General features: G+C 62.9%; 14 protein-coding genes. 3 read left to right on the top strand and 11 right to left on the bottom strand.

Translation table 11 applies throughout. The annotated features are described in order from the left end of the window. Positions 1-159: 159 nt before the first annotated feature. On the top strand, positions 160-1,500 hold the full coding sequence (locus U873_RS0124550; protein ID WP_025130770.1) for a hemolysin family protein: 1,341 nt from the start codon (positions 160-162) through the stop codon (positions 1,498-1,500). A 191-nt stretch (positions 1,501-1,691) separates the two neighbouring features. On the opposite strand, the gene U873_RS0124545 is transcribed toward U873_RS0124550, so the two are convergent. The 10 genes from U873_RS0124545 to U873_RS0124500 form a co-directional block, all read right to left on the bottom strand. Next, positions 1,692-2,588 (bottom strand): M23 family metallopeptidase, encoded by an 897-nt coding sequence (locus U873_RS0124545; RefSeq protein WP_025130769.1) that lies wholly within the window; start codon positions 2,586-2,588, stop codon positions 1,692-1,694. 61 nt (positions 2,589-2,649) lie between these two features. Further along, entirely contained in the window at positions 2,650-2,964 is a 315-nt protein-coding gene (locus U873_RS0124540) for a helix-turn-helix domain-containing protein (RefSeq protein ID WP_025130768.1), read from the bottom strand. Next, positions 2,957-3,292 (bottom strand): type II toxin-antitoxin system RelE/ParE family toxin, encoded by a 336-nt coding sequence (locus U873_RS0124535; RefSeq protein ID WP_025130767.1) that lies wholly within the window; start codon positions 3,290-3,292, stop codon positions 2,957-2,959. Before U873_RS0124535 ends, U873_RS0124540 begins: the two co-directional genes overlap by 8 nt. 641 nt (positions 3,293-3,933) lie before the next feature. Beyond that, entirely contained in the window at positions 3,934-4,887 is a 954-nt protein-coding gene (locus U873_RS0124530; RefSeq protein ID WP_025130766.1) for a response regulator, read from the bottom strand. Between the two features lie 166 nt (positions 4,888-5,053). Beyond that, positions 5,054-5,815 (bottom strand): phosphate signaling complex protein PhoU, encoded by a 762-nt coding sequence (gene phoU / locus U873_RS0124525; RefSeq protein ID WP_025130765.1) that lies wholly within the window; start codon positions 5,813-5,815, stop codon positions 5,054-5,056. 111 nt (positions 5,816-5,926) lie between these two features. After that, positions 5,927-6,760, bottom strand: coding sequence for a phosphate ABC transporter ATP-binding protein PstB (gene pstB, locus U873_RS0124520; RefSeq protein WP_025130764.1), 834 nt, complete (start codon positions 6,758-6,760; stop codon positions 5,927-5,929). Positions 6,761-6,862: 102 nt separating this feature from the next. Further along, positions 6,863-8,533, bottom strand: a complete 1,671-nt coding sequence (gene pstA, locus U873_RS0124515) for a phosphate ABC transporter permease PstA (protein WP_025130763.1) — start codon at positions 8,531-8,533, stop codon at positions 6,863-6,865. A gap of 15 nt (positions 8,534-8,548) precedes the next feature. Continuing rightward, entirely contained in the window at positions 8,549-10,582 is a 2,034-nt protein-coding gene (locus U873_RS0124510; protein ID WP_177330313.1) for an ABC transporter permease subunit, read from the bottom strand. Positions 10,583-11,051: 469 nt separating this feature from the next. Next, positions 11,052-12,035, bottom strand: coding sequence for a phosphate ABC transporter substrate-binding protein PstS (locus U873_RS0124505; RefSeq protein ID WP_016964962.1), 984 nt, complete (start codon positions 12,033-12,035; stop codon positions 11,052-11,054). A gap of 162 nt (positions 12,036-12,197) precedes the next feature. Continuing rightward, entirely contained in the window at positions 12,198-13,496 is a 1,299-nt protein-coding gene (locus tag U873_RS0124500) for an MFS transporter (RefSeq protein WP_025130761.1), read from the bottom strand. Positions 13,497-13,890: 394 nt separating this feature from the next. Here U873_RS0124500 and U873_RS0124495 point away from each other — a divergent pair, with 394 nt between their 5' ends. Both U873_RS0124495 and U873_RS0124490 read left to right on the top strand, forming a co-directional pair. Continuing rightward, positions 13,891-14,295, top strand: a complete 405-nt coding sequence (locus U873_RS0124495; RefSeq protein ID WP_003229628.1) for an acyl-CoA thioesterase — start codon at positions 13,891-13,893, stop codon at positions 14,293-14,295. A gap of 58 nt (positions 14,296-14,353) precedes the next feature. Beyond that, positions 14,354-15,253, top strand: a complete 900-nt coding sequence (locus U873_RS0124490; RefSeq protein ID WP_025130760.1) for a D-hexose-6-phosphate mutarotase — start codon at positions 14,354-14,356, stop codon at positions 15,251-15,253. Positions 15,254-15,832: 579 nt separating this feature from the next. On the opposite strand, the gene U873_RS0124485 is transcribed toward U873_RS0124490, so the two are convergent. Continuing rightward, a partial coding sequence (locus U873_RS0124485; protein ID WP_025130759.1) for a DUF3299 domain-containing protein occupies positions 15,833-16,033 on the bottom strand: 201 nt, incomplete at its 5' end.

Raw genomic sequence — 16,033 nt, 5'->3', positions numbered from 1 at the left:
GCGCTCTGCACGGGGTTGCGGAGGTCTGGCAACAGGCCGTAAACGTCGACAACCCCTAGGCAATCGCCCTGTCAGCCGCTACATTGCGTGACTTGTGCCTGCCTTTCAGGCACTGCATTTCCTTCTTTTTCGAACACACGGAACCCGCAAAACTCCATCATGGACCCTTCCCCTGGTTTTACCCTCGCGTCTCTGTTCGCCGACTTCGGCATGATTCTTTTTGCTCTGATCCTGGTATTGCTCAACGGCTTTTTCGTTGCCGCCGAGTTCGCCATGGTCAAGCTGCGCTCGACCCGGGTCGAGGCCATCGCCCACAAGAACGGCTGGCGCGGGCAGATCCTGCGCACCGTGCATAACCAGCTCGATGCCTACCTCTCGGCCTGCCAGCTGGGCATCACCCTGGCCTCCCTGGGCCTGGGCTGGGTCGGTGAGCCGGCCTTCGCCCACCTGCTGGAACCGCTCTTGGGCGCAATCGGCGTGAGCTCTCCGGAAGTGATCCGCGGGGTGTCGTTCTTCACCGCGTTCTTCATCATTTCCTATCTGCACATCGTGGTCGGCGAGCTGGCGCCCAAGTCCTGGGCGATCCGCAAGCCCGAGCTGCTGTCGCTGTGGACGGCGGTGCCGCTGTACCTGTTCTACTGGCTGATGTACCCGGCGATCTACCTGCTCAACGCCAGCGCCAACACCATCCTGCGCATCGCCGGCCAGGGCGAGCCCGGCCCGCACCACGAACACCATTACAGCCGCGAGGAACTCAAGCTGATCCTGCACTCCAGCCGTGGCCAGGACCCCAGTGACCAGGGCATGCGCGTGCTGGCCTCGGCGGTGGAAATGGGCGAGCTGGAAGTGGTGGACTGGGCCAACTCCCGGGAAGACCTGATCAGCGTCGAATACAACGCGCCGCTCAAGGAGATCCTCGCCCTGTTCCGTCGCCACAAGTTCAGCCGCTACCCGGTCTACGACAGCGAGCGCAACGAATTCGTCGGCTTGCTGCACATCAAGGACCTGCTGCTGGAACTGGCGGCCCTGGATCACATTCCCGAGTCGTTCAACCTGGCCGAGCTGACCCGTCCGCTGGAGCGCGTCTCGCGCCACCTGCCGCTGTCGCAGTTGCTGGAGCAGTTCCGCAAGGGCGGTTCGCACTTCGCCCTGGTGGAAGAAGCCGACGGCAAGGTGATCGGCTACCTGACCATGGAAGACGTGCTGGAAGTGCTGGTGGGTGACATCCAGGACGAACACCGCAAGACCGAGCGCGGCATCCTCGCCTACCAGCCCGGCAAGCTGCTGGTGCGTGGTGACACGCCGCTGTTCAAGGTCGAACGCCTGCTGGGCATCGACCTGGACCATATCGAGGCCGAAACCCTCGCCGGCCTGGTCTACGAGACCCTGAAACGGGTGCCGGAAGAGGAAGAGGTGCTGGAAGTCGAAGGCCTGCGCATCATCATCAAGAAGATGAAGGGGCCGAAGATCATCCTGGCCAAGGTCCTGATGCTCGACTGAACACACCCTGCCGGCAGCCGCCCCGAGCGCCCCCTGCCGGCAAAGCCGTGCAACCCCGCTGATGCAGCCCACGGCGCCTGGCCCGGCCTGAAAACCGCGCTACGCGCCGCTCGCGGCTGGCGACGCGGCGGCGGGCAGCAACCCTGCCAGAGTCCCGATCCCCGTCAGCAGGCCTCGACACCCGCTCCTGTTCACTGCTTGCCCAAGGCGAAGTTCGGCAGGCTGCCCACCGGCTGATTGAACTGATACGGGATCGACACTAACCCCAGCCCGGTATTGCGCTGCACCACAAAATGCAGGTGCGGCCCGCTGCTGTTGCCCGTATTGCCCGACAACCCCAGGGCACTGCCCACCACCACTCGCTGCCCCTCACGCACGCTCACCGACCCTTGCTTGAGGTGCAGGTACACGCCCATGGTGCCGTCCTCGTGCAGCACCCGGACAAAGTTGCCCGCCGGGTTGTTGCCTCGCCCGCTCTGGGCGTTTTCAGTCTTCACCACGGTGCCGCTTCGAGCGGCGATGATCGGCGTGCCCTCAGGCATGGCGATATCCATGGCATAACGGCTCTTGGGGCTGAAATGGCTGTACTGGCCATTGGCACCCTGAGTCAGGCGGAACGGCCCACCACGCCAGGGCAGCGGATAGCGATAGGCCTGGGCGGCCCCTGCAGGGTCGCCCAGGGAATAACGGAACCTGGGGGCATAGCTGAAGGGCTGATCGCCGCGGGTCGCCGTGAGCAGCGCCAGGCGCAGTCTGCTGCGGGCCGGCAGAACCCGGCGGATCGGCTGCCCAGGCGCACCGCTGACATTGTTCAGCCCGGCAAAGCCCAGCTCGATCTCCACCGGCGCATACAGGTCATTGCGCACATAGACGCTGTCCACACCCCTGCCCTTCTGGATATCCAGGCGCACCTGGCGCTCCAGGTGCTCGACCATGCGATCGCGGAACACGAACTCCCGCGCTCCCGGCGAAGGCCGGTCGCTGTAGGACACCACACCGTTGGCGTCGGTGGACTTGTAGATAGTCATGGCCGCCAGCGAGGTGGCGACCAATGACAGTCCACAGAAAAACAGCAGGCGCACAAACATTCAGTAGCTTCTTGGCAGGGGGTGAAAGCAAGCTAACAGCCTGATATGGAGCTTGTATGAATCAGGCCGGCGCCAGGGGTTCCGGACCTGGCCCTTCAAAGCTGATCTCCAGTCCCAGGTGGGCGGCTTCGGACAGGTTGACCAGCGCGTCGAGGGAAAACTTGTTGATCTTACCGCTAAGCACATCGTTGAGCCGCGGCTGAGTGATATTGAGGCGCTTGGCCGCTTCCTTCTGCGAGACGCCCCAGGCCTGCACGGTCTTGCCCAGTTCCAGCATCAGCCTGGCCCGCAGGCGCATGTTGGCGGCTTCCTGGGGGGTCGCCTCAAGGGCATCCCAGACACTGGCGAACCGCTGTGTCACGAGTGAGTCAGTCATGGTGTGAACCTGTTTCCTGAAATCTGGCGCGAGCCAGCTCGATATCCCGCGCTTCGGTCTTGCGGGTAGTCTTGCGCACCGCATGCAGCACATAGATCGCCGCCGCTCGCCTGACCACATAAAACACCCGAAACGCCCCTGAGTCCTCATTGATGCGGATCTCGAATACCCCCGGCCCGATGGTTTTCACTGATCGGCAGTCATAGGGCTGCTCGCCCTGCTGCAACAGATCCAGTTGATAACCTGCCGCCCTGCGAGCCTCCAGGGGGAACGCCCTGAGATCCCGGAGCGCGCTCCCGACAAACACCACATCCTTGTGCCTTGGCATTGAACTTCTCCTGTGACTGACCAGGAGGAAGGCTAATCAAGACCGTCCAGACAAACCGCGCCGGGTTGTTTCAAGGCGTGGCCGAAGGTGATGAATGAGGTGAAGCACCCCCTGCAATTTATATCTAAATAGATATAAAGCAAGCCTAAGGAAATCAATCGGACGTACGGCGCCAACAGCCGGGCGCTGCGCCCAAGACCTTGCCGCTGGCGGCTTCCGGTCCTTGCTAGCGCTTGTCCGTCGAGCGCTGCGGGGCTTGGGCAATGCGCCGCTGACCGCGCTCATTTCTGCGCCAGGGCGGCCGGCAGGAAAGTGTTTTCAGCAGGTTTCCGGCCGCACCCTCATGGGCACTCGCATTGATCGGCAAGTCGGCGCGTAGCGTTCAGGGTGATCGGCAGGACCCAGGGCCTGCCGGGGTGGATTCTGGTCACGGCCAATGGAGCAATGATTCACGGCACACCTTGGCAAGCGTGCCATGACCCAGGGCCTTGAGGGGACCGGATGGCCCGAGCGCCAACGGCCTAGATCGGCCTGATGGCCCCTGGCATGACAGGGACCACTTCCAAGCCGCGCCCCTGCGCAGCGACCAAGCACTCTTGCACGCCCCAGGCTCCGGTTCAGCCATCAGGGCAAGGAAAGCCTCAGGCCCCTGGAACGAAGTGCTTCTGCGCCGTGCCGCGAGCGATCAGCCGCGAGATGTAGTCCAGTTTCTGCGCATCCTGATCGACAAAGCGGAACGTCAGTTGCAGCCACTCGCTGTCGGGCTTGGGCTCGAAGGCCACCACCGCATGCAGGTAGCCGTTCAACCGTGCCACTTCGGCGTTGTCGCCCTGCTCCAGGTCCAGCACCGCGCTCTCCAGCACCTGCGGCAGGTTCTCGCTGCGTTTGACCACCAACAGCGCCTCCTTGATGCTCAAGGCCTTGATCACGCACTGCTGATTGCCACTCGACAGGCGCAGTTGGCCCTGGCCACGACCGCCACCGGCGGCCGCTGCAGGAGCCGCTGCCTTGACCGGTGGGCTGTTGAGCAGGCCACGGGCCGGAGCCGCGGCGCTGGGGGCCGGGGCTGGAGCCGCTGCCGGCTTGGCAAACGGGTTGGCGGCGGGCGGGGTGCCGACCACCGTTGCCTTGCCGCCGGTCAGGGCATTGAGGGAGTCATTGCCGAAGGCCGAATTCATCTTGGTCGGCGCGCTGTTCATCAGGGTGTCGAGCTTGCCGACCTTGTTCAGCGCCTGCTTGACCTTGGTCAGCAGCTGCTCGTTGGTGAAGGGCTTGCTGACATAACCGGACACCCCGGCCTGGATCGCCTGCACCACGTTTTCCTTGTCGCCCCGGCTGGTGACCATGACGAACGGCATGGTTTTCAGGGCCTCTTGCCCGCGGCACCAAGTCAGCAGTTCGAGGCCGGACATTTCCGGCATTTCCCAGTCGCACAGGACCAGGTCGAACGCTTCCCGGGCCAGCATCGCCTGGGCCTTCTTGCCATTGATTGCGTCTTCGATCTTGATGCCAGGGAAGTAGTTGCGCAGGCACTTCTTCACCAGGTCACGAATGAACGAAGCGTCATCCACCACCAACACACTTACCTTACTCATCGACCACCCCTTTAAAAATCCCGGCAAGCATAACGCTGGCTGATGGCACTTTGCCAAAACTCTTCAGTCACGCCGGGACTTTTCGTTCGCGGGTGCTGCTTTTCGAATTCGAGGAGCACAAACAAAAACGCCCGGCCAAAAGGCCGGGCGCTCTTCTCGGGCACTCTTACTTATCGTCAGCTTGATCCGGAACATTAGCGGATTCGCCACTTGTGCCTTCAACTTCTTCCTTCATGCGCTTGAGCCCCAGATGGCGCACGTCGGTGCCGCGCACCAGGTAAATCACCAGCTCGGAAATATTGCGCGCGTGGTCGCCGATCCGCTCCAACGAGCGCAGCACCCAGATAATGCTCAGAACCCGCGAGATAGAGCGTGGGTCTTCCATCATGTAGGTGGCCAGCTCACGCAGTGCAGTCTTGTATTCGCGGTCGATGATCTTGTCGTACTGGGCCACGGAAAGTGCCAGGTCGGCATCGAAGCGGGCAAAAGCGTCCAGGGCGTCACGCACCATGTTGCGCACCTGATCGCCAATATGCCGCACTTCCACGTAGCCGCGCGGTGCCTCGCCCTCTTCACAGAGCTGGATGGCCCGGCGGGCGATCTTGGTGGCTTCGTCGCCGATACGCTCCAGGTCGATCACCGACTTGGAGATGCTGATGATCAACCGCAGGTCGGACGCCGCCGGCTGACGACGGGCGAGAATGCGCAGGCATTCCTCGTCGATGTTGCGCTCCATCTGGTTGATCTGGTCATCGATCTCGCGCACCTGCTGGGCCAGCCCGGAGTCGGCCTCGATCAGCGCGGTGACCGCGTCATTGACCTGTTTCTCCACCAATCCGCCCATGGCCAGCAGGTGGCTGCGCACTTCCTCAAGCTCGGCGTTGAACTGAGCGGAAATGTGATGGGTTAAACCTTCCTTCGATATCATGGTTTGCTCCGCAAAAGCTGTGAGCTGCAAGCTACAAGCTGCAAGCTATCTATGTCGTTACCCTGAACCGCTCTCACTTGCCGCTTGAAGCTTGCGGCTTGCAGCTGCTTTCTAGCCATAGCGGCCGGTGATGTAGTCTTCGGTCTGCTTCTTGGCCGGGTTGGTGAACAGGGTATCGGTATCGCCGAACTCCACCAGTTTGCCCATGTACATGAACGCCGTGTAGTCGGACACCCGGGCAGCCTGTTGCATGTTGTGGGTGACGATGACGATGGTGAACTTGGATTTCAGTTCGTAGATCAGCTCTTCGACCTTCAGGGTCGAGATCGGGTCCAGGGCCGAGCAGGGTTCATCCAGCAGCAGCACCTCAGGTTCCACGGCGATGGTCCGGGCAATCACCAGACGCTGTTGCTGACCGCCGGACAGGCCCAGGGCCGAGTCATGCAGGCGGTCCTTGACTTCATCCCACAGCGCCGCGCCCTTGAGCGCCCATTCCACGGCCTCGTCGAGCACGCGCTTCTTGTTGATGCCCTGGATGCGCAGACCGTAGACCACGTTTTCATAGATGGTCTTGGGGAACGGGTTGGGCTTCTGGAACACCATGCCGACCCGGCGACGCAGCTCGGCCACGTCCTCGCCCTTGCGGTAGATGTTGCTGCCGTAGAGGTTGATGGCGCCTTCCACACGGCAGCCGTCCACCAGGTCGTTCATGCGGTTGAAGGTCCGCAGCAGGGTCGACTTGCCGCAGCCGGACGGGCCGATGAAGGCGGTCACGCGCTGCTTGGGGATGTTCATGCTGACGTCGAACAGCGCTTGTTTCTCACCGTAGAACAGGCTCAGGCCGGGCACTTCGATGGCCACGGTTTCCTGCTCCAGGCTCAGGCTCTGCTTGTCGCGGCCCAGGGCGGACATGTTGATGCCATGAGTGTGGGTTTCGTGTTGCATGGTCTCACTCCGTTCGTAGCTGCAAGCTTCTAGCTGCAAGCCGCAAGTTAGGGCAAAGCGGCACTCTGCTTGGAGCTTGCCGCTTGTGGCTTAAAGCTTTCGTTAGCTGTCCAGCGCTTTGTATTTTTCCCGCAGGTGGTTACGGATCCACACCGCCGACAGGTTGAGCGTCGCAATCACCAGTACCAGCAGCAGCGCGGTGGCGTACACCAGCGGCCGCGCGGCCTCGACGTTGGGGCTCTGGAAGCCGACGTCGTAGATGTGGAAGCCCAGGTGCATGATCTTCTGGTCCAGGTGCAGGTACGGGTAGTTGCCGTCCAGCGGCAGCGACGGGGCCAGTTTCACCACGCCCACCAGCATCAGCGGCGCCACTTCACCGGCGGCGCGGGCCACCGCGAGGATCATGCCGGTCATCATCGCCGGGCTGGCCATGGGCAGCACGATCTTCCACAGGGTCTCGGCCTTGGTCGCGCCCAGGGCCAGGGAGCCCTCGCGCACGGTACGGGGAATCCGCGCCAGGCCTTCCTCGGTGGCCACGATCACCACCGGCACCGCCAGCAGCGCCAGGGTCAGGGAGGCCCAGAGCAGGCCTGGGGTGCCGAAGGTCGGCGCCGGCAGGGCTTCGGGGAAGAACAGACGGTCCACCGAACCACCCAGCACATAGACGAAGAAGCCCAGGCCGAACACGCCGTAGACGATGGCCGGAACCCCCGCCAGGTTGTTCACGGCGATGCGGATCACCCGGGTCAGGGCGTTCTGCTTGGCGTATTCACGCAGGTACACCGCCGCCAGCACGCCAAACGGGGTGACGATCATGGCCATGATCAGGGTCATCATCACGGTGCCGAAGATGGCCGGGAAAATCCCGCCTTCAGTGTTGGCTTCTCGTGGGTCGTCGCTGAGGAATTCCCAGACCTTGCTGAAGTAGAAACCGATCTTGGTGAAGGTGCCCATGGCATTCGGCTGGTAGGCGTGAACCACCTTGCCCAGGCCGATCTCCACTTCCTTGCCGTTGGCATCGCGGGCGGTCAGGCTGTCGCGGTTGAACTGGGCGTGCAGGTCGCTCAGGCGTGCCTCGACGTCCTGATAGCGGGCATTGAGTTCGGCGCGCCCAGAGTCCATGTCGGCTTGCGCCGCAGCGTCCAACTTGCCGTCCAGTTCCAGCTTGCGACCGTGCAGGCGGATGCGCTCCAGGCCGGCGTTGATTGCACCGATGTCGGATTTCTCCAGGCTCTTGAGCTGGGCCGCCAGCTTGTTCACCCGTTCGATCCGCGCCTGCAATTCGGGCCAGGCAGCCTCGCCCTCGGCGACGACCTTGCCGTTTTCCTTGACGTTGACCAGGTAGCCGTAGAAGTTGCCCCACTCACGGCGCTCGATGGCCATCAGTTCCTTGGGGTAGCTCTGGTTGGTCAGCCACTCGCCGACGATCCACGTGAAGTCGTTGCCGTTCAGGTCACGGTTGCCGACCTTGATCAGCTCCCGAGTCATGAACTCCGGGCCCTGGTCGGGCACCGGCAAGCCGGCGCTCTTCAACCGGGCGCGGGGCACTTCTTCCTTCTGCACCACTTCACCGATAACCAGATGGTTGGCCTGGCCCGGCACGTCGTAGTTGGCATGCACCAGGTCCGCCGGCCAGAAGTGGCCAAGGCCGCGCACAGCGATCACGGCCAGCAGGCCGATGGTCATGATGACCGCGATGGACACCGCGCCACCGCTGATCCAGACGCCGGGGGCGCCGCTTTTGAACCAGCCGTTTAGGGAGTTCTGTTTCACAGACTTCTACCTTTGTTAAAGCGACGAATATTTCTTGCGCAGACGCTGACGAATCAGCTCGGCGAGGGTGTTCATGACGAAGGTGAACAACAGCAGCACCAGCGCCGAGAGGAACAGCACGCGGTAGTGGCTGCCGCCGACCTCCGACTCGGGCATTTCCACCGCGACGTTGGCAGCCAGGGTGCGCAGACCTTCGAACAGGTTCATCTCCATGACCGGGGTGTTGCCGGTGGCCATCAGTACGATCATGGTCTCGCCCACGGCGCGGCCCATGCCGATCATCAGCGCCGAGAAGATCCCCGGGCTGGCGGTGAGGATCACCACTCGGGTCATGGTCTGCCACGGCGTGGCGCCCAGGGCCAGGGAGCCCAGGGTCAGGCCGCGCGGTACGCTGAACACGGCGTCTTCGGCGATCGAGTAGATGTTCGGGATCACCGCAAAACCCATGGCCAGGCCAACCACCAGGGCGTTGCGCTGGTCGTAGGTGATGCCCAGGTCGTGGGAGATCCACATGCGCATGTCGCCGCCGAAGAACCAGTTCTCCATGAACGGGCTCATGTACAGCGAGAGGAAGCCGACGAAGATGATCACCGGGATCAGAATCGCGCTTTCCCAGCCGTCCGGCACCCGCAGGCGCAGGGACTCGGGCAGGCGGCTCCAGGCAAAACCGGCCACCAGGATGCCCACCGGCAGCAGGATCAGCAGGCTGAAGATGCCCGGCAGGTGGCCTTCGACATAAGGCGCGAGGAACAGACCGGCGAAGAAACCGAGGATCACCGTCGGCATCGCTTCCATCAGCTCGATCACCGGCTTGACCTTGCGGCGCATGCCCGGGGCCATGAAGTAGGCGGTGTAGATCGCCGCGGCCACCGCCAGCGGCGCTGCCAGCAGCATGGCGTAGAACGCCGCCTTCAGGGTGCCGAAGGTCAGGGGCGAGAGGCTCAGCTTGGGTTCGAAATCGGTGTTGGCCGCGGTGGATTGCCAGACGTACTTAGGCTCGTCGTAGTTCTCGTACCAGACCTTGCTCCACAGCGCGCTCCAGGAGACTTCCGGGTGCGGGTTGTCCAGCAGCAGCGGTTGCAGCTTGCCGCCAGCCTCGACGATTACCCGGTTGGCCCGTGGCGACAGGCCGAAAATGCCTTGGCCGTCCACCACCTGGTCCACCAGCAGGGTGCGGTGGGCGGTGCTGTGGAACACCCCGAGCTTGCCGGCGGCGTCCAGGGCAACGAAGCCCTTGCGGCGCTCTTCGGCGGTGATTTCAACGATCGGCGCGGTGCCCATCTGGAAGGTGCGGATCTGCTTCAGGCGCAGCTCACCATCCGGGTCGCGGGCCATGAACCACTGGGCCAGGCCGCCCTTGGAGGTACCGATGATCAGCGAGATGCCGCCCACCAGCTGGGTGCTGGCGGTGACTTCGGTATCGGCGTCTTCCAGCAGTTTGTAGCGCCCGTTGAGGCTCTTGTCCCGCAGGCTGAACACGTCGGCCTGGGCGCGCCCGTTGATCACATACAGCCATTGCTGGCGCGGATCGATGTACATCGCCTTGACCGGCTCGGTCATCTGCGGCAGCTCGATGCGGCTCTGCTCGCTGGTGACTTCACCGGTCATCATGTTTTCTTCGCGGGTCAGCTTCAACACGTGCAGCTGCGAGCCATTGGAGCCGGCCAGGACCAGCGACGAATCAGTGGCGTTGAGGTTGACGTGCTCCAGCGCGCCGCCCTGTTCGTTCAGGGTGATCGGGGCTTCGCCGTAGGGGTATTCGATGGCCGGCGAGATGGTCTTCTTGCCGTCCGGGTAGCTGACCTTGTAGGTGTGACGGAACACCAGGGCCTGACCGTTGGACAGGCCGACCACCACCAGCGGGTTGCCGGGCTGGTCCTTGCCGATGGAGGTGACGCTGGCACCCGCCGGGATCGGCAGGTCGACCTTGCGCAGCTCGGCGCCGCTGTCGATGTCGAAGAACAGCGCCTGGCCCTTGTCGGAGACGCGCATGCCGACCTGGTTCTGCTCTTCCAGGGAGAACATCAGCGGCTTGCCGGCGTCCTGCATCCAGGCCGGGGTCAAGGGGTCCTTGGCGGTCAGATCGGCACCCTGGAACAGGGGCGCGACCACGTAGGCGAGGAAGAAGAAAATCAGGGTGATCGCGCCCAGCACGGCAAGGCCGCCTACCAGGACGTACCAGCGAGTCAGACGGTCTTTCAGCGCGCGGATGCGGCGCTTGCGTTGCAGTTCAGGCGTATTGAAATCAATGCGCTTAGGGGGAGAAGTCGTAGTCATGGTGGAATTGGCCAGATCATTCATGCGCACACCCTAGCGATCCTGTATGACAGAAAGATGACAATGCAGTGACGCAGCAAATCCGCCGCGTAGCAGAGCTGGCAGCGGACAGAAAATGAGGTTGTAGGAGCCGGCTTGCCGGCGAACAGGGCCTTGAGCCTGAGTGCCCTTTGGGGCGCTTTCGCTGGCAAGCCAGCTCCTACGAGGAAGGGTCCGGGGAGCCGGACCCTTCTGCGGCGGCTTATGCGCCTTCTTTCAGACCCAGGTCAGCCAGGGCCTTGGCGGCAACCTTGGCTGGCAGTGGGATGTAGCCGTCTTTCACAACCACTTCCTGGCCTTGCTTGGACAGGACCAGCTTCACGAACTCGGCTTCCAGCGGGGCCAGAGGCTTGTTCGGGGCCTTGTTGACGTAAACGTAGAGGAAGCGCGACAGCGGGTACTTGCCGTTCAGGGCGTTTTCTTCGGTGTCTTCGATGAAGTCGCTGCTGCCTTTCTTGGCCAGGGCCACGGTCTTCACGCTGGCGGTCTTGTAACCGATGCCCGAGTAGCCGATACCGTTCAGCGAGGAGCTGATGGACTGCACCACGGAAGCCGAACCTGGCTGCTCGTTGACGTTAGGCTTGTAGTCGCCTTTGCACAGGGCTTCTTCCTTGAAGTAGCCGTAGGTGCCGGATACCGAGTTGCGACCGAACAGCTGCACTGGCTTGTTGGCCAGGTCGCCTTTCACGCCCAGGTCACCCCAGGTCTTCACTTCTTCCTTGGCGCCGCACAGACGCGTCGAGGAGAAGATCGCATCGACCTGTTCCATGGTCAGGTGCTGGATCGGGTTGTCCTTGTGCACGAACACCGCCAGGGCGTCCACGGCCACCGGGATAGCGGTTGGCTTGTAGCCGTACTTCTGCTCGAAAGCCGCCAGTTCGGTGTCCTTCATCTTGCGGCTCATCGGGCCCAGGTTGGAGGTGCCTTCGGTCAGCGCGGGTGGCGCGGTGGCGGAGCCAGCGGCCTGAATCTGGATGTTGACGTTCGGGTATTCCTTTTTGTAGTTCTCGGCCCACAGGGTCATCAGGTTCGCCAAGGTATCGGAACCGACGCTGGACAGGTTGCCCGACACACCAGTGGTCTTGGTGTAGCTCGGGATAGCAGGGTCAACAGCGGCAACCGCGTGGGCAGTCGCAACGCCAGCGGCGACAAAGGTCATTGCCGCCATCAAACGCTTCAGTTTCATGCCTTACTCCTAGCAGATAGGGGGTGTTAAGTCGGGGCCAAGTATCTGTAGGCCGTGTGAACACTCTATGTCTGGAATATGACAATTAGATGAAAGGCCAGCATTCCTGAACGGAAGCTGGCCTTTCTTTAATAAGCGCGGGAAATGGGCTTGGCGGGGAACTCAGCGGCCCTTGGCCCAGAGGTACAGGCCCACCAGCAGGCCGATGCCGCAAATAATTGCAACATAATAGGCCGGGCCCATGGGGCTTTCCTTGAGCAGCCAGGTGACCACCATCGGCGTCAGGCCACCGAAGATCGCGTAGGCCAGGTTGTAGGAAAACGACAGGCCACTGAAGCGCACCACCGCCGGGAACGCCTTGACCATCACATAGGGCACCGCGCCGATGGTGCCGACGAACAGGCCAGTCAGGGCATACAGCGGGAACAGCCACTGCGGGTTGTCCAAAAGGCCGTGATAGAAGGTCCAGGAAGTGGCCAGCAGCAGGGCGCTGCCGAACACGAACACCTTGCCGGCGCCGAAACGGTCCGCCAGGGCGCCGGAGGCCACGCAGCCCAGGCTGAGGAAGACGATGGCCAGGCTGTTGGCTTCCAGGGCGGTGATGGCGGGGAATTTGTACACGGTCTGCAACACGGTGGGGGTCATCAGGATCACCACGATGATCCCGGCAGACAGCAGCCAGGTCAGCAGCATGGAAATCACGATGGCGCCGCGGTGATCGCGCAGCACCGCCCGCAGCGGCAGCTCTTCGGCCAGGGCCTTGCGCTGTTGCAGCTCGGCGAATACCGGGGTTTCGTGGAGCAGGCGACGCAGGTACACCGAGAACAGGCCGAACACACCCCCCATCAGGAACGGGATACGCCAGGCGTACGCCGCCACCTCTTCCGGGGTGTAGAGACTGTTGATCGCGGTGGCCACCAGCGAGCCCAGGAGAATCCCGGCGGTCAGGCCCGAGGTCAGGGTGCCGCAGGCATAGCCGATGTGCCGCTGGGGCACGTGTTCGGAAACGAACACCCAGGCCCCGGGGACCTCACCGCCGATGGCCGCGCCCTGGATCACCCGCATCAGCAGCAACAGGATCGGCGCCCACAGGCCGATCTGCGCGTAGGTGGGCAACAGGCCCATGATCAGGGTCGGCACCGCCATCATGAAGATGCTCAGGGTGAACATCTTCTTGCGCCCCAGCAGGTCGCCGAAGTGGGCCATGACGATCCCGCCCAGGGGCCGCGCCAGGTAGCCGGCGGCGAAGATGCCGAAAGTCTGCATCAGGCGCAGCCACTCGGGCATGTCCGCCGGGAAGAACAGCTTGCCGACCACGGTGGCAAAGAACACGAAAATGATGAAGTCGTAGAACTCCAGCGCACCGCCCAGGGCAGACAGCGAAAGGGTCTTGTAGTCACTACGAGTCAAGGGACGGGCGGGCTGCGCTGGCTGCGCGGCGCTGGAGGGCACAGTGGTCATGGCAAGGGCTTCTCTTATTAGTCGGTTCTGCAAGCCGCAACAGCGCTGGCTAGGGCCTGGCAGGTTCGGCACGATAGCAAATTGTTCGAATGCGTACACAGCGGCGCACAAATGACTCACAAATTTGCGAACTGGACGGGTCGTCGCGGAGTCTATCGACCGATATACTCGCAGACCTCGGAGCGCAAAGCCGCTCCTGGCAAGGGTTGCTGTGCGAAAACGCTGCTGCGCGCCCCTGGCCCTGGCCAGCGCCAGTCGATTTCGCAGAGTTTCCCTTTAGCACGCCTTAGAAAGAACGTGACGAACGTAGTATGTTCGGGCTGAATCGTTTTTCCTGAAGACGGCTATTCACCTGAAGTACCCATGAAGCGTCACGGGTCAGAGGCCCCCCGGCATGATAGAGCTCGAACAAGAAGATCCAATCCCGCAAGGCGACCTGGCCCTGCAAATCACCGCCCTGCCCCGTGAAACCAACGGTTTTGGCGATATCTTTGGTGGCTGGCTGGTAGCGCAGATGGACCTGGCAGGCACCGCCATGGCCAGCCGCGTCGCCGGTGGCCGGGTGGCCACGGTGGCCATCGATCGCATGGCCTTCCTGGTGCCGGTGGCGGTGGGCGCGCAGCTGTCCTTCTATACCCAGACCCTGGAGATCGGCCGCAGCTCGATCCAGATGATGGTGGAAGTGTGGAGCGACGACCCGCTCTCCAGCGAATGGCGCAAGGTCACCGAGGCGGTATTCGTGTTCGTCGCCATCGACGGCAGCGGCCGCACCCGTTCGGTTCCGCCCCGCGCGCGTTAAACCTGGAGGCTGTTATGCGGTCCATAACAGCCCAAACCTTGCGAACGAGATCAGCAGCATGCCTACGCCCCACGTTGAAACAGTGAAACTCGATGAGCTGAACTGCTGGCGCATCCGCCACGGTGACGCCGAGCTGCTGGTAGCCCAGCAGGGCGCGCACATCCTCAGTTATCAAGTGGCCGGGCAACAGCCGCTGATCTGGCTCAACGACGAGGCCGTGTTCAAGCGCGGCAAGAGCATCCGCGCCGGGGTGCCGGTGTGCTGGCCCTGGTTCGGCAACTTCGCCCGCAACCCGCAAGCCGTGCAGGCCATGCGCCAAAGCGCCGAGCCGGCACCGGCCCACGGCCTGGTGCGGGCCACCGACTGGGAACTGCAAGGCATCGAGAGTGAAGGCGACAGCTTGCTGGTGCGCCTGCGCCTGCCCTGCCCCGAAGGCGGCTTTCCCGGCTGGCCCCATCAAGTGGAGCCAAGCCTGAGCATCCGTCTCGACCAGCAACTGCACATCAGCCTCAGCAGCCACAACCTGGGCACTGAAAGCGTCAGCATCAGCCAGGCGCTGCACAGCTACTTCGCGGTCAGTGATGTGCGCAAGGTGCATGTCGAAGGCGTGGACGGGCTGAACTACATCGAGACCCTGGAAGACTGGAAGACCAAGGTCCAGAACGGCGACCTGCACTTCACCGGGGAAACCGACCGCATCTACCTGGATGTTCCAGAGCAGTTGGAGATCGTCGACCCGGACTGGCAACGGCGAATTCGCCTGACCAGCGCAGGCTCGCGCACCGCCGTGATCTGGAACCCCTGGATCGACCGCGCCGCGGCCTTCAGCGACATGGCCGACGACGGCTGGCAGCGCATGCTGTGCATCGAAACCGCCAACGTGATGGACGACATCGTCACCCTGGCCCCCGGTGCCAGCCACACCCTGAGCCTGAGCATCAGCAGCGCCCCCCTCTGACCCCACATTGTTTGTAGGAGCCGGCTTGCCGGCGAAGAGGCCCTCAAGTGCGTCTGCGCCCTCAGGGCCGCCTTCGCCGGCAAGCCGGCTCCTACAGTTCAGGGGCCTGACTCCGAGGGCCAGTTCAGTAGCGCCGGTTCAGAGGTCCGGTTCCAAGGGCCCGGTTCAGCAGCGCCGGTTCAGAGGTCCGGTTCCAAGGGCCAGTTCAACAGCGCCGGTTCAGAGGCCCGATTCCAAGAGCCAGTTCAACAGCGCCGGTTCAGAGGTCCGATTCCAAGAGCCAGTTCAACAGCGCCGGTTCAGAGGTCCGGTTCCAATGGCCAATTCAGCAGCGCCGGTTCAAAGGTCCGATTCCAAGAGCCAGTTCAACAGCGCCGGCTCAAAGGCCCGACTCCAAGTGCCAGTTCAACAGCGCCGGTTCAGAGGTCCGGTTCCAATGGCCAATTCAGCAGCGCCGGTTCAGAGGTCCGATTCCAAGAGCCAGTTCAACAGCGCCGGCTCAAAGGCCCGATTCCAAGAGCCAGTTCAATAGCGCCGGTTAAAAGGCCCGGTTCCAATGGCCAATTCAGCAGCGCCGATTCAGAGATCCGACTCCTTGACCACCCGCACCTTCGCCGCCTCCAGGGCGTAGGCGGCATCGGCCAGGTCATTGCTGACCTTTTCGATCTTCAGGGTGCCGGTCACCCACAGCGGCGTGTAGATGTCGTCCAGCTTCAAGCCCTTGGGAAAGCGCACCAGCACCAGCTGGTTGGGCGGCGGTGGCGGCACGTGGATGCAGGC

The organism is Pseudomonas sp. PH1b (assembly GCF_000633395.1).
GTDB lineage: Bacteria > Pseudomonadota > Gammaproteobacteria > Pseudomonadales > Pseudomonadaceae > Aquipseudomonas.
Note: the sequence above shows the minus strand (reverse complement) of the source record. Positions and strands in the feature narration are given on the sequence as shown.

What these genes read in the sequence shown, in the direction of transcription:
- U873_RS0124510 (WP_177330313.1), bottom strand. Translation starts at nt 10,582, where the DNA reads ATGCAGGACGCCGGCAAGCCGCTGATGTTCTCCCTGGAAGAGCAGAAC.
- pstB (WP_025130764.1), bottom strand. Translation starts at nt 6,760, where the DNA reads ATGCAACACGAAACCCACACTCATGGCATCAACATGTCCGCCCTGGGC.
- U873_RS0124550 (WP_025130770.1), top strand. Translation starts at nt 160, where the DNA reads ATGGACCCTTCCCCTGGTTTTACCCTCGCGTCTCTGTTCGCCGACTTC.
- U873_RS0124490 (WP_025130760.1), top strand. Translation starts at nt 14,354, where the DNA reads ATGCCTACGCCCCACGTTGAAACAGTGAAACTCGATGAGCTGAACTGC.
- U873_RS0124505 (WP_016964962.1), bottom strand. Translation starts at nt 12,035, where the DNA reads ATGAAACTGAAGCGTTTGATGGCGGCAATGACCTTTGTCGCCGCTGGC.
- phoU (WP_025130765.1), bottom strand. Translation starts at nt 5,815, where the DNA reads ATGATATCGAAGGAAGGTTTAACCCATCACATTTCCGCTCAGTTCAAC.
- U873_RS0124530 (WP_025130766.1), bottom strand. Translation starts at nt 4,887, where the DNA reads ATGAGTAAGGTAAGTGTGTTGGTGGTGGATGACGCTTCGTTCATTCGT.
- U873_RS0124540 (WP_025130768.1), bottom strand. Translation starts at nt 2,964, where the DNA reads ATGACTGACTCACTCGTGACACAGCGGTTCGCCAGTGTCTGGGATGCC.
- U873_RS0124495 (WP_003229628.1), top strand. Translation starts at nt 13,891, where the DNA reads ATGATAGAGCTCGAACAAGAAGATCCAATCCCGCAAGGCGACCTGGCC.
- U873_RS0124545 (WP_025130769.1), bottom strand. Translation starts at nt 2,588, where the DNA reads ATGTTTGTGCGCCTGCTGTTTTTCTGTGGACTGTCATTGGTCGCCACC.
- U873_RS0124535 (WP_025130767.1), bottom strand. Translation starts at nt 3,292, where the DNA reads ATGCCAAGGCACAAGGATGTGGTGTTTGTCGGGAGCGCGCTCCGGGAT.
- U873_RS0124500 (WP_025130761.1), bottom strand. Translation starts at nt 13,496, where the DNA reads ATGACCACTGTGCCCTCCAGCGCCGCGCAGCCAGCGCAGCCCGCCCGT.